This window comes from Labrys sedimenti (assembly GCF_034424805.1).
GTDB lineage: Bacteria > Pseudomonadota > Alphaproteobacteria > Rhizobiales > Labraceae > Labrys > Labrys sedimenti.
In genome coordinates, this window is the sequence record NZ_JAXOUF010000002.1 from 716,685 (window position 1) to 729,680 (window position 12,996).

The window sequence follows — 12,996 nt, forward strand, 5'->3', positions numbered from 1 at the left end:
CATGCAGGAGGCCGGCAAGCAGCATGCGAGAAGCCTGGCGCTCGGGGGCCTGGTTAGTCCCTGGACGGTTCCGGCCGGCCTTCCGCTTCTGTTTATCGTGCTCGATCTCGTGGCCGGCGGGCAGGGCAGCATTCCCAACTCCGAGATTGCCGGTGTCTTCGCAGCCTTTCTGATGTTTGGATTGCCTTTCACCTATGCCGTCACCCTGATCCTGGTGGTGCCGGTGGCATTGTGGCTGCGGCGCAGGCAAGCCTTGTCGGCCGCGAGATTGTGCCTGTGGTGTATCCTGCTCGGGCCGGTCACCATGTATGGCTATGCCTGGCTGCTGGGAGGAAGGCCGGGGGAACTGCTGGAGCCCGAGGGCTTGTTGTTGTCGGCGGCGTATGGCCTGGCTTCCGGCATCGTCTTCTGCCTCGCATCGGGCATCCGTCTCCTGGCCCGTTGAAGCACGTTCTGGACTCTGCAGCGTCATTCGAGACCGAGGTCTGAAAAACCATGCATCCCAGATTGCTCAAGACCTTTCTTGCCGTTGCCCGCCATCGCAATGTCACTCGGGCGGCCGAGGCGGTGCATCTTGCTCAATCGAGCGCGAGCGACCAGATCCAGGCGCTCGAAGCCGAACTCGGCACGCCCTTGTTCACGCGTTCGCGGTCAGGCTTGCAGCTGACGGCCGCCGGAGCGGCGCTGCAGCCCTATGCCGAAGAAATCCTGATGCTGACGGACGAGGCCCGCGGAGCGGTGGCCATGACTTCGGGGCAGGAGCGGGGAGCAGTGTCGATCGGCGCTTTGGAAACGATCGCGGCCGCCCGCCTGCCGGCCTGGCTCTCGCGTTTCGGGCAGGCCCATCCGGAAATCGCGCTGCGCTTGTCGGTCGCGGGCACGGGTGACCTCCTGCGCAAGCTGGAGGACGGGGAGGTGGAGGTCGTCTTCTGTTTCGACCGGGGGGAATTCGACGAGCGTTTCGCCACGCGCAGCATTTCCAGGGAACCGCTGACTTTGATCGCGCCGGCGGACGAGCCGCCGCTGCCGCCCGGCAATGGGCTAGCCATGCTTGGCGCGAGGCGGTTCGTGGCGACGGAGCCAGGCTGTGTCTACCGCCATTTGTTCGACGCGGCCTTTGTTCGCGCGGGGCTGGCTGCACCGAGCCTGGCCGCCGAAGCCGGCAGCATCGGTGCGATAGCCCGGCTGGTGGCTGCGGGAACGGGCCTTGGCCTGGTACCGCGCCTGGCGGTTGCCGAGGCGCTGGCGCGGGGCGAGGTGACCGAGCTTTCCTGGCCGGATCCTGCCCAAGCGGCCGACCTGGCCGCGGAGCTGGTGATGATCTGGCGCCGGCGGCGGGTGCAGCCGCCGGCCCTGAAGCTGCTGCTCGCCTCGGCCAGCACCGGGCTCGACGCACTCAGACCAGGCGATGCCCGCCCTCGACATGCAGAACCGTTCCCGTCATGAAGCCGTTGCCCATCACGAAGGCCAGGGCATCGGCGATATCGTCGGGGCGGCCGACCCTGCCGACCGGCAATTTACGGGCCATGGCGTCCAGAGTCTCGTCCTTCTTGTCGCCGGCGACGAAGGTCCAGATCGGGGTGTCGACCCAACCCGGTGAGACGGCATTGACCCTCAGCGGCGCGAGCTCCACGACCAGCGCCTTGACCAGCCCTTCCAGCGCGGCATTGACGGCGGCGACCGCTGCACCCCGCGGCAGGGGACGATAGGCCGCGATACCGGAGACGAAGGTCAGGGAGCCGGACGGTGCCAGCTTCCCGGCGCCATGCTTGGCCAGGAGGAGGGCCCCGTAGACCTTGCTTTCCATGATTCTCTGGACGGCCTTCAGGTCGAGAGAGGGCAGAAGCGCATAGGCTCCCTCGATATCGGCCGCGGTACTGACGATGTGATCGAGCCGGCCGATGTGCTCGAACAACGCCGCGACCTCGTGTTCCCGAGTGATGTCGGCAGATACGGTATCGAGAGCGTCATCGGCACCGAGGCTCGAGCGGGCCTGGGCCAATCTCTCCTCACTCCGTCCGACAATGACGACCCGCGCACCGGCATCGAGGCAACGCCGCGCCAGTGCCAGGCCCATGCCGGAACTGCCGCCGGCGATAAGAATTCTCGACTTTGCAAGACTCATGATGAAGCGTTTCCTTTCGATGCCGATGGACCTGCGCATGGGCATCCCAGATCGGCGACGGCCTGGAAAACGGAAGAAACCGATAGTGCTATCGGTGTTTCCGATGGCAGAGCCGCGCTTGCTGGGAAGGGGAGGCGGACGAGACGTCCGCGGTCCCAGCCGCGCAGCTGCCCGCGCGATGCTGGCAAGGTTCGTACTGGAGGCACCAAGGCTGGGACCGCGGACGTCTCGTCCGCCTCTCCGATCCGGCAAGCATGCCATGCACCGGTACGCGCCGGCCTATCCGTCGGGTTGCATAAGTCTCGCCGGCTGAGCCATGATAGCCGGCTAAACCGCGAATCTGGACAGTCCCGTGAGTCTCTATGCCCTCAAGCCCCGTTTCCAGGCTCTTTTGCGCCCACGCGTCACGCGGCTGGCCGAGCGGGGCACGACCGCCAACCAGGTGACGCTGGCGGCGGCGGCGGGCTCTCTCGTCGTTGGTCTCGGTGTCGCCTGGCTCTCGGATCTGCGCATCCTCTTCCTGCTGTTGCCGGTCTGGCTCGCCATCCGCATGGCTCTGAATGCCATTGACGGCATGCTGGCGCGGGAATTCGGCCAGAAGAGCCTGCTCGGGGCCTATCTCAACGAGATCGCCGACGTCGTCTCCGACGCCGCGCTGATCCTGCCCTTCGCCACCCTGCCGGTCTTCGGGCCGTTCTGGACAGGCGCGGTGATCGTGCTTGCCGTCATCAGCGAGTTTGCCGGCGTGATGGGGCCGATGGTCGGCGCTAACAGGCGCTATGACGGCCCGCTCGGCAAGAGCGACCGCGCTTTCGTGTTCGGCGCGCTCGGCCTGTGGGTCGGCCTCGGTTTGCCGCTGCCCGGCTGGTTCGGTTGGCTGATGCCGCTTGCCGTGCTTTTTCTCACACTGACCATCGTCAATCGTGTGCATAAGGGCCTGCGTGAGGCCCGCGCCAAGCAGGCCGATGACGGCAGGAGTCATGATGCGTCCCTCTGAGACCGGTTTTTTTCGCAGCCATGACGGTGCCGAGCTGTTCTATCGCCATTGGCCGGTCGTCAATGCCCCCGCCAAGGGCGCGGTCGTACTATTTCATCGCGGCCACGAGCATTCGGGCCGGATGGCGCATCTGCCCGACGAACTCGCCATGCCCGATTACGAGTTCTTCGCCTGGGATGCCCGGGGCCACGGCGACTCGCCCGGCGAACGTGGCGATGCCCCGAGTTTCGGCGCCCTGGTGCGCGATGTGCAGAGCTTCATCGACCATATCGGCGCTGCGCATGGTTTCGCGCCGGCCGACATCGCCGTGCTCGCCCAGAGCGTCGGGGCTGTTGTCGCCTCGGCTTGGGTGCATGACTACGCGCCCAGGATCCGTGCTTTGGTGGTGGCCTCGCCCGCCTTCAAGGTGAAGCTCTACGTGCCCTTTGCCCGGCCGGGCCTGAAGCTGTGGCAGGCCTATAAGGGCAATTTCTTCGTGCAATCCTATGTGAAGGCCAAGTTCCTCACCCATGATCTCGAGCGCCAGGCGACCTTCGACGCCGATCCCAAGATCACCCGGGCGATCTCGGTGCGCATCCTCCTCGGGCTCTATGAGGCAGCACGACGGGTGGTCGAGGATGCCCGGGCCATCACGGTGCCGACGCAATTGCTCGTCTCGGGCGCCGACTGGGTCGTGCATCACGGACCCCAACACCGCTTCTACGAAAATCTGGGATCGGCCACCAAGGAGCGGCACGTGCTGCCGGGGTTCTACCACGACACGCTCGGCGAAAAGGACAGGGCGGTGGCGATCGGCCATGTCAGGCGCTTCCTCGGCGAGCGCTTCGCTGCGCCCCTGGAACGCACCGTTCTCACCGAGGCCGATCGCCAGGGCTACACCCGCGACGAAGCCGACAGGCTGGCCTCGCCCCTGCCGCTCGCCTCGCCGAGGGGCCTCTACTGGGCGGGTACCAGGCTTGGACTGAAGGCGACGGGGCTGATCTCCGACGGCATCAGGCTCGGCCATGAGACCGGCTTCGATTCCGGCTCCACCCTCGATTACGTCTACCGCAACACGCCGTCGGGACGCTCGGCTCTCGGGCGGCTGGCCGACAGGAACTATCTGGAGGCGATCGGCTGGCGCGGCATCCGCCAGCGCAAGCTTCATGTCGAGGAATTGCTGCGTGTCGCCATCGCCCGGCTGCGGGACGAGGGGCGGCCGGTCTCCATCGTCGACATCGCCGCCGGCCATGGCCGCTACGTGCTCGAAGCCTTGGAGGCGGAGGGCGTGTCGCGTCCGGACTCGATCCTGCTGCGCGACTACAGCGACATCAATGTCGAGGCGGGCGGGCGGCTGATCGCCGAGAAGGGCCTCGCCGACATCGCGCGCTTCGTCAAGGGTGACGCCTTCGATGCCGCGAGCCTTGCCGGCATCGAGCCCAGGCCCACTCTGGGGCTGGTTTCGGGTCTCTACGAGCTGTTCGCGGACAACAATCTGATCAAATGGTCGCTTGGCGGGCTCGCAGCCGCCATCCCGGCCGGCGGCTATCTGATCTATACCGGCCAGCCCTGGCATCCGCAGCTCGAATTCATCGCGCGGGCCCTGACCAGCCATCGCCAGGGGCGAGCCTGGGTGATGCGCCGGCGTACGCAGGCCGAGATGGACCAGCTCGTCGAGGCCGCGGGCTTCGAGAAGCTCGAACAGCGTATCGACGAATGGGGCATCTTCTCGGTGTCGCTCGCTCGCCGCAAGGCCGCGTCATGAATCCTTTGGAGCGCGGACATCCTGTCCGCTTCTTTCCTTCCTGCCAGCGTGGCGTTTCCAAGAGCGGACAGGATGTCCGCGCTCCGAGACGCCGCACTTGGCAAAAGGCCTCGTCATGAGCATGACGATACCGGCAAGGCCCGCCGATAGGCGTCCCTGGGGTAGGGCGCTTGTCTGGCTCGTGGGGCTCGGCATCTTCTTCTATTCGAGCTATGGCCTCGCCAACTACCTCGCCGACCAGCGCGCCTTCGTACCGTCCATCATGTTCGGCTGGGAACGCGGCATCCCGTTCCTGCCCTGGACGATCATTCCCTATTGGTCGGTCAACCTATTCTATGCCGCCTCGCTGTTCGTCTGCACCAGCCGCGCGGAGCTGGATACGCTGGGCCGCCGGCTGCTGACCGCACAGGTCATCGCCGTCGCCTGCTTCCTCGCCTTTCCGTTGCGCTTCAGCTTCGCCAAGCCCGAGATCGGCGGCGGCCTGCCGGGCTTCATGTTCGATGCCCTGCTCAGCTTCGACAAGCCCTATAACCAGGCGCCCTCGCTGCATATCGCGCTCCTGGTGATCCTCTGGGTGCATTACATCAGCCATCTGCCGTCATGGGCCCGCTGGCTTGTTCATCCCTGGTTTGCCCTGATCGGCCTCTCCGTCCTCACCACCTACCAGCATCATTTCTTCGACATACCGACCGGCGCCTTGCTGGGCCTGTCCTGCCTGTGGCTCTGGCCGGATGAAGAATTCCGGATGCGCGGACGTCTCGTCCGCTCTTCCGAGCCTGCAAACGTGGTGTTTCCAAGAGCGGACGAGACGTCCGCGCACCCGGGAAGTAAGGCCAAACGTCACAAACTCGCAGCTTTCTATGGCCTTGGCGCGCTCAGCTGCGTATTTGCCGGCATCGGGGTGGGTGGCTGGGCGCTCTGGCTCTGCTATCCGGCGGCATCGCTCGCCCTCGTCGCGGCGAACTACCTCTGGCGCGGGGCAGCCGGTTTCCAGAAACGGGCCGACGGTTCGATGCCGCTCGCGGCTCGTCTGCTGTTCGCGCCCTATCAGCTTGGCGCTTTCCTCAATTCCCGCTGGTGGACGTGCCGCGAGCCATCCGCCGGCGAAGTCCGTCCGGGGATCTATTTGGGCCGTATCCCCTCGCGCCTCGATCGTGCGCCGGCTACCTATGGCAGCGTTGTCGATCTTGCTGCCGAGCTGCCCGCCTGGCGAGGCGTGTCGACGCGCGCGGTGCCGATGCTCGACCTGATTGCACCGGATGCGGTCAGCCTCGTGGCTGCGGCGAGGGCAATTGAAGTGGCGCGCGGACAAGGCACGGTCCTGGCGTGCTGCGCGCTCGGCTATTCGCGCAGCGCCGCCGCCGTCGCAACCTGGTTGCTTGCCAGTGGTGAAGCCGGGACGGTGGACGAGGCCGTTGCGATCATACGTGCTATCCGTCCGCGAATCGTGCTGGGGTCGGATGCGCAGGCCGCCATCGCGGCGGCTGGAAGGCTTGATGGCACTGATGGCTGAGGCACAGGAAAATCCGGCGGTGATTGCCGCCATCGCCGCTTCCTATCTGCGGCAGGGCAGGGCGCTCGATCGGATATCGCGCGGGCTCACTTTGCTCGGCGTGGGGGGGATCCTGGCCGGCACCTATGCCTCGGCACCTCTGGCCGTCAGCGGGCTTGCGGCGCTCGCCGTGCTGTTTGGCCTGATCCAGAGCTATTTCGCCCTGCGTGCGGGCTTCGATGCCGATATCTTCGGCCATCTGGCCGGCAACGCCTTCAGCACCACCAATTTCGACGGGGCGATGAAGCGTCTCGGCCTGTTCGCGCCGGACCGTCCCTCGCGCCCGATGTCCGAGCGGGCTCGCGGTGCCATGACCCTGGTCCGCCGCCAGGCCATCTTCCTGGCCCTGCAGGTCGTAAGCCTGCTGGCCCTGCCATTGCTCGGGGTCGTGCTGTGAATGACACTGTGGTGCGGGACGGCCGATCCCTGCTCGGCCGGCTGGTGGGGATCGCCACCATCGGTTTTGCCCGGCTCGTCACCGGCGTGCGCGGCAATTGGCAGGGATGCCTGCCGGCGCGCAAGCCGCGGATCTATTTTGCCAACCATGCCAGCCATGGCGACTTCATCCTGGTCTGGACGGTCTTTCCGTCGGCCTTGCGTTCGGCAGCACGGCCAGTGGCGGCGCGTGATTACTGGAATGCCGGCGCGACGCGGCGCTTCCTCGCCCACAATGTCTTCGATGCCGTGCTGATCGATCGCGAAAGCACGACCCGCAGCGTCGATCCCATCGGCCAGATGGCCTCGGCGCTCGAGGCAGGATCCTCGCTGATCCTGTTTCCGGAGGGCACGCGCAACATGGGTGAGGAGCCGCTGCTGCCCTTCAAGTCCGGCCTGTTCTGGCTCGCCAAGCGCCAGCCCGAGGTCGAGATGGTGCCGGTCTGGATCGAGAACCTCAACCGCGTGATGCCCAAGGGCGAATTCCTGCCGGTGCCCTTCCTGTGCACGGTGACCTTCGGGGTACCGCTGCGCCTGGGTCCCGGGGAGGAGAAGCAGGCTTTCCTCGATCGCAGCCGCAATGCCTTGCTGGCCCTCAGGCCGCATGAGGGGGATGAGGGCTGATGTTCGAGAACCATACCCTGGCCCTGTTCGGCGGCATCATCGCCTTCCTGGTCCTCGCCTCCCTGGTCGGCTGGCAGCTCGACCGCCGGGCTGGGCCGCAAGGCAATGCCGCCATTGACAATCTCAATGCCCGCATTCGCGCCTGGTGGGTGATGGTGGCGCTGATGGGCGGTGCCTTCCTCCTCGGCAAAGCCGGCGTGATCGCCCTCTTTGCCTTCGCCTCCTTTGCCGCCCTGCGCGAATTCCTGACGCTGACCCCGACGCGCCGGGCCGACCACCGCACCTTGTTCGCCATGTTCTTCGTGGTGCTGCCGATCCAGTATTACTTGATCTGGATCGAGTGGTACGGCCTCTACTCGATCTTCATTCCCGTCTATGTCTTCCTGCTCCTGCCGATCCTGATCGCACTCAGGGGCGATACCGCCAAGTTCATGACCCGCGTCGCCGAGATGCAATGGGGCGTGATGATCGCGATCTTCTGTCTCTCCCACGTCCCGGCGCTGCTGACGCTGGACATTCCCGGCTTCGAGGGCCGCAAGCTTCTGCTCATCGCCTTCCTGGTCATCGTCGTGCAGATGAGCGACGTGCTGCAATATGTCTGGGGCAAGCTCTTCGGCCGGCACAAGGTCGCGCCCAAACTGTCGCCCTCCAAGACCTGGGAAGGCCTGATCGGCGGCGTGGCGAGCGCCACGCTGCTCGGCGCCGGCCTGTGGTGGATCACGCCGTTCTCCTTCTGGCAGGCCGGACTGGTGGCGCTGGTGATCACCCTCATGGGATTCTTCGGCGGGCTGGTGATGTCGGCGATCAAGCGCGATCGTGGCGTCAAGGACTGGGGGCATTTGATCGAGGGACATGGCGGCATGCTCGACAGGCTCGATTCCGTCGTCTTCGCCGCGCCGATCTTCTTCCATGTGGTCCGTTATTGGTGGACTGTGTAGAAACGAGTCGTCGCCGCCTGCCGGCGATCCGGAGTGTCCACGCCTCACTGCTATCAAGGAAATCTCATGTCCAAGCCTGTCCTGTTCGGAACCTTCAACGGCGCCGATGTGCTCGAGGTCACCCTGCGCTCCGATGCCGGTGCCGAGGCCCGGATCATCACCTATGGCGGCGTGGTGCGCGATCTCCTGGTGCCATCGAAGAACGGGCCGCAGCGCGTGGTGCTCGGCTTCGAGAAGTTCGAGGACTATCCCAAATATTCCCCGCATTTCGGCGCCAATCCCGGCCGCGTCGCCAATCGCATCGGCTTTGGCCGCTTCACCCTGGATGGCGTGACCTACGATCTCTCCAAGAGCCATGGCGGACCGCATACCCTGCATGGCGGCGCCACCGGCTTCGGCAAGCGTGTCTGGTCCCTGGTGCAATCGGACCAGCGCTCGGCCACTTTGGTGCTGGTCTCCGAGGATGGCGACATGGGCTTCCCCGGCCGCGTGGTCACCACCTGCACCTACCGCCTGCTGGAGCCGGCGACGCTGCAGGTGATCTTCACCGCCACCACCGACAAGGCGACGCCGGTCAATCTCGCCCAGCATTCCTATTTCAATCTCGATGGTTCGGCCGATGTGCTCGACCATCGCATGGAGATCGATGCCGATTTCTACACGCCCACCGATGCCGACCTGATCCCTACCGGCGAGATACTCTCGGTGGCGGGTACGCCATGGGACTTCCGCCAGGAGCGCACCTTGCGGCTGGAGACGCCGGAAGGGCCGTTCAAATATGACGGCAATCTGGTGCTGAGGAGCTCGGGCGTATTGGCGCGGGCGGCGCGGGCCTGGTCCCCCAGGAGCGGCGTCAGCCTGGAGACCTGGACGACCCAGCCCGGCGTGCAGCTTTATGATGCCGCCAAGCTGGATATCTCGGTGCCGGGCCTGGGCGGCGCCAAATATGGGGCCTTCGCCGGCTTCTGCCTGGAGACCCAGAACCTGCCGGATGCCGTGAACAAGGCGCATTTCCCGTCCTCGATCATCCGGCCGGGCCAGGTCTACGATCACGAGACGCAATATCGCTTCGGACAGGTGTGAGCGCGCGGCCCGCATCTTAGGACTAAGACAGCGTGATGTTGACGACTTCGGTTTCAATCACGCTGCCTGGATAGTGCACGATACGATAGCCGCATGTCGTCCGATCGACCTGAAGCCGTTCGGCCTGCTTGACGATCTGGTAGGAGACGGCGGGGGTGCAGAACTGCCGGATGTTCGCTTCGCGCCGTTCATCCGTCATGTGATAGTGGCCGCAAAACAGCGATACGTCGCATTGGCTGCCGGTCAGGAGCGCCTTGAGGGCATCGCGCTCCCTCAAGGCGGCTCCGGCATGCTCCACCGGCGCATCGATCGCCAAGACCGGGTGATGCAGGAACAGCAGGAGCCTGCGCGTGCCCTGCAGCTCCTGCGCGAGCCAGGCGAGCTGGCCCTCGTCCACCCAATTGGACGATGAATCGAGAAACACCCACTTCAGCGTCGGATCGCCCTCGGAAAAGCAGGCCTTGCCCTGAACGGCATGGGTTTGACCGCAAAGGAAGGGTGAGACCGCGGCATAGTCGTCGTGGTTGCCCAGGACTATTCTCGACCTGAAATCATAGGATCCCAGGACCTCGAAGAAGTCGGGAACGGAACTGCGTGCTCCGATGTCGCCGCCGAAGATCACCTCCGTTATGCTTCTTGCCGCGACATCATCGAGCACCCGGCGCAGGTGGTCTCGATGCTCGTTCGGGTCGTGGGCATAGCGCATCCTGTCGCTGTCCATGGTGCCACTCATGACGAGCTTTTGCCCGAGATGGACGTCGGTGAAATAGGCAAGTTTTTTCGTCATCACGGCGGCCCGCCAGTTGCATGGACTTGTCGTCCCTTTCTAACGGGCCGTCTCAGCGAATGCTTCGAGGTGCGTCGAAGCATGACGCACTTAGCCGTTGCTCCGCCGACAAGGCGGTCCGTGGGGGATCCGATCGCGATCGTGCTGACAGATCCTTGTCAGCAGCGGTCGGCTAAGGTGCCTGCCTCGATCAGCAGGAAAGGGTGATGGCCATGACGGGTTTCGAGACATTGTCGGTGTCGATGGTTCCCCTGCGCCTTCTGACCTTTCAGGCCCCGGCAGAGGACGTCGACCGCATCATGGCGGCGGTGGTTGCCATCGTTCCCCTGACGATGGGGGTCTATGACAGCAATGCCTATCAATCCGCGCCTGGCGTCGAGCGCTATCGGCCGCTGGAAGGCGCAGCCGCCGGTGCCGAAAGCGACCTTCGCCGACGCCCCGGTGTCGTGGAGGTCGTTTTCGAACTTCCCGACGCACAGGATGTCACGGAGAGGGTGATCGAGGCCATCTTCCAGGCCCATTCCTACCAGGAGCCGGTGATCCGACTGCAGGCCATCCTGTCCAGCCGCTCGAAGGGGCTTGATGACAGCAAGAACCCCAATCGCTGGTGGCATAGCGCCGGCGATTGGAAGAAGGCGGCTTCGACCTGAAAGAAGGCAGGGGACGAAGGCATCATCCGAATACCGGCTCAGTTTGCTGCTGGACACGGGCTTGGTGGTTGCCTGGAGCATGGGTGGCCCATGCACCGGCAGCGCTTTCCAGCCTCATCTAGATTTCTATGGGGGCGCCATATCTTGCTTCACCGACAAATGTCCCATCATCGGTCAAAGGGATTGTTGCCGCGAAGGAGCAGAGATCGTCGCCGGATCCGAACAAGCTCATAGGACCGGTGTATCTGTTCCTGGTCGTGCGCCCATCGACGAGCAAGGCCGAGTATCCTGACCGGAGACAGCGGATGAAAACCTCGAGATTGGGAAAGTCGTCTCCGGATACCTTGCCACTCACGTGCATCGCATTCTTGAAACCCCAATCCACGCGGATTTGAACCTTTGTATCGATGTCCGGCGATGCGGGGACGAGCGGATTGGCGCCGGCGGTGCTTGCGGTGAAGCTCAACAAAGCGGGGCCTTCTTCATGAAGGCGGGTCGTCACCATCGAAACCTTGGCCATTCTTTTCCGATCGAGGAAGTGCAGCACGAGATTGGCGTCTTCCGTTCCCGAAGACCCGGCCGCGCTCTCTCGAATCCCGGCTGGGCTAAACATCACGCAGCCGAAAGTGCGGCTGGTTGCCGACAGCGCTGTCGAAGCCGCCGTCCTGTTATCGCCCTTGAATGAGGGAATGCCGAACTTCTCAAACGGCGCGTAGCGCCTGAAATACAGGCCAAATTCTGGCAGGCTCATCCCGGTGTCCCCAAGGCAGCGTGTCAAGCTGACCTGGCAAGTATCACGTCAATACGAAGCTGTATTTCCCCTAAACTGGGGTATCGGGTGTGCGCAGCCAGTGACGACCTTGGTGGAACTGGGCGGTTGCGCACTTGGAGCCTTCCCAGGCCTTTGGACAGTCGGGCGGAAGCGGACCTTTGTCCGGGATGTCAAAGCTCGTCCCGGATAATGTCAGGCCAACGCCCCCGCCAGCCGTAGCCTGCCCACTTCGATGCCGTTCCAGTTCTTCTGCACGGGCTGGAGAAAGCGCTGCAGGGCGTCTGCCTCACTTTCGGACAGCGGCAGCAGCTTGGCGATCACGCCGGCCATCATCAGTTCCGCAGCCCTTGTGCCGCCATCGTCGCATTTGAGGGCGATGCCGTAGCCGAGTTCGGGGAAGGCCGCACAGAACACACCCTCGGCGCCGGTCTTCACGAACACGCGCTCGCCGAAGATCGTCATGATATCTGTGCAGAAGCGCTTGGTGCCGGCGACCAGGAAAGGCTCGGCTGCCGCGGCGCGACGGATGCGGGCGGCCGCCTTCGCCCGTTCGGGGCCGAGATGGGCACCGGTGCCGAAGCGGGCAAAGCCCCGTGCCACGCCCGCAAGCGGTGCGGCCTGGGTGGGGATGGAGCAGCCGTCGATGCCGACGCCATCGCCGGTGAGGGCGGCCCCGCTCATCTCGTTCACTGCCCCCATCACCTCGCGCATCACCGGATGTGTGGCCTCGATGTAGTGGTGCGGGTCGCGGTCGCTGGCGCAGGCCAGGCAGACGAAGCCGGCATGCTTCCCGGAGCAGTTGTTGTGCAGGGCGCAGGGCTCCTCGCCGGCGCGGAGCAGGGCCCAGGCCGCCGGACGGAAGCTCGGGGCATGGACGCCGCATTCGAGCGTGCCGGCATCGCGGCCGGCCTTGGCCAGCATGGCGGCTGCCGTCTCGACATGGCGCGGCTCGCCGCCATGGGAGGAGACGGCGAGGGCGATTTCCGCGTCGGTGAGATCGAGCTTGTCGGCTGCCCCGGATTCCAGCAAGGGCAGGGCCTGGAATGCCTTCACGGCCGAGCGGGGAAAGACGGGCCTGGTGACATCGCCCAGCGAAAGCACAAGCCGACCTTCGGGGTCGCTCACGGCAATGGCACCGCTATGGCGGCTTTCGACGATGCCGCCGCGGATGAGTTCGGCCAGAATGGGATTGGACATGCTTGCGGACTTTCCCTATGTGCAGGCGGGCCTCCATCGCAGGCTTCGCGAGCCGAGGCAACACCCGAATATGTGATCACATTTCGACATTG

General features: G+C 64.8%; 14 protein-coding genes. 10 read left to right on the forward strand and 4 right to left on the reverse strand.

Features of this window, described 5'->3' with window-relative positions; all coding sequences use genetic code 11:
• Position 1: 1 nt before the first annotated feature.
• Together U1R88_RS09785 and U1R88_RS09790 are read left to right on the forward strand one after the other, a co-directional pair.
• Positions 2-445, forward strand: coding sequence for a hypothetical protein (locus U1R88_RS09785; RefSeq protein WP_322431057.1), 444 nt, complete (start codon positions 2-4; stop codon positions 443-445).
• A gap of 50 nt (positions 446-495) precedes the next feature.
• Complete coding sequence (locus U1R88_RS09790) at positions 496-1,446, forward strand: LysR family transcriptional regulator (RefSeq protein WP_322431058.1); 951 nt, start codon at positions 496-498, stop codon at positions 1,444-1,446.
• On the opposite strand, the gene U1R88_RS09795 is transcribed toward U1R88_RS09790, so the two are convergent.
• Entirely contained in the window at positions 1,397-2,125 is a 729-nt protein-coding gene (locus tag U1R88_RS09795) for an SDR family oxidoreductase (RefSeq protein WP_322431059.1), read from the reverse strand. The two genes, U1R88_RS09790 and U1R88_RS09795, sit on opposite strands and share 50 nt — an antisense overlap.
• Before the next feature lie 352 nt (positions 2,126-2,477).
• Between U1R88_RS09795 and U1R88_RS09800 the strand changes: the two genes are divergently transcribed.
• The 7 genes from U1R88_RS09800 (at position 2,478) to U1R88_RS09830 (ending at position 9,498) form a co-directional block, all read left to right on the forward strand.
• Positions 2,478-3,122 carry a CDP-alcohol phosphatidyltransferase family protein gene (locus U1R88_RS09800; RefSeq protein WP_322431060.1) on the forward strand — a complete coding sequence of 215 codons (645 nt, stop codon included), beginning with the start codon at positions 2,478-2,480 and terminating at the stop codon, positions 3,120-3,122.
• Positions 3,106-4,866 (forward strand): bifunctional alpha/beta hydrolase/class I SAM-dependent methyltransferase, encoded by a 1,761-nt coding sequence (locus U1R88_RS09805; protein WP_425545401.1) that lies wholly within the window; start codon positions 3,106-3,108, stop codon positions 4,864-4,866. The genes U1R88_RS09800 and U1R88_RS09805 overlap by 17 nt, the downstream gene beginning before the upstream one ends.
• Positions 4,867-4,981: 115 nt before the next feature.
• Positions 4,982-6,379, forward strand: a complete 1,398-nt coding sequence (locus U1R88_RS09810; RefSeq protein WP_322431061.1) for a phosphatase PAP2/dual specificity phosphatase family protein — start codon at positions 4,982-4,984, stop codon at positions 6,377-6,379.
• Positions 6,363-6,815, forward strand: a complete 453-nt coding sequence (locus U1R88_RS09815; protein ID WP_322431062.1) for a hypothetical protein — start codon at positions 6,363-6,365, stop codon at positions 6,813-6,815. Before U1R88_RS09810 ends, U1R88_RS09815 begins: the two co-directional genes overlap by 17 nt.
• Entirely contained in the window at positions 6,812-7,477 is a 666-nt protein-coding gene (locus U1R88_RS09820; RefSeq protein WP_425545402.1) for a lysophospholipid acyltransferase family protein, read from the forward strand. Before U1R88_RS09815 ends, U1R88_RS09820 begins: the two co-directional genes overlap by 4 nt.
• Complete coding sequence (locus U1R88_RS09825; RefSeq protein WP_322431063.1) at positions 7,477-8,415, forward strand: phosphatidate cytidylyltransferase; 939 nt, start codon at positions 7,477-7,479, stop codon at positions 8,413-8,415. The genes U1R88_RS09820 and U1R88_RS09825 overlap by 1 nt, the downstream gene beginning before the upstream one ends.
• Positions 8,416-8,481: 66 nt before the next feature.
• A complete protein-coding gene (locus U1R88_RS09830; RefSeq protein ID WP_322431064.1) occupies positions 8,482-9,498 on the forward strand; it encodes an aldose epimerase family protein in 1,017 nt (338 codons plus the stop codon).
• Between the two features lie 22 nt (positions 9,499-9,520).
• Here the strand turns inward: U1R88_RS09830 and U1R88_RS09835 are convergent, their stop codons facing one another.
• A complete protein-coding gene (locus U1R88_RS09835; protein WP_322431065.1) occupies positions 9,521-10,285 on the reverse strand; it encodes a metallophosphoesterase family protein in 765 nt (254 codons plus the stop codon).
• A 206-nt stretch (positions 10,286-10,491) separates the two neighbouring features.
• Here U1R88_RS09835 and U1R88_RS09840 point away from each other — a divergent pair, with 206 nt between their 5' ends.
• Positions 10,492-10,935 carry a YqfO family protein gene (locus U1R88_RS09840; protein WP_322431066.1) on the forward strand — a complete coding sequence of 148 codons (444 nt, stop codon included), beginning with the start codon at positions 10,492-10,494 and terminating at the stop codon, positions 10,933-10,935.
• A 118-nt stretch (positions 10,936-11,053) separates the two neighbouring features.
• Here the strand turns inward: U1R88_RS09840 and U1R88_RS09845 are convergent, their stop codons facing one another.
• Positions 11,054-11,686 carry a hypothetical protein gene (locus U1R88_RS09845; protein ID WP_322431067.1) on the reverse strand — a complete coding sequence of 211 codons (633 nt, stop codon included), beginning with the start codon at positions 11,684-11,686 and terminating at the stop codon, positions 11,054-11,056.
• Between the two features lie 213 nt (positions 11,687-11,899).
• Entirely contained in the window at positions 11,900-12,904 is a 1,005-nt protein-coding gene (locus U1R88_RS09850) for an asparaginase (protein WP_322431068.1), read from the reverse strand.
• Positions 12,905-12,996 lie beyond the last annotated feature (92 nt).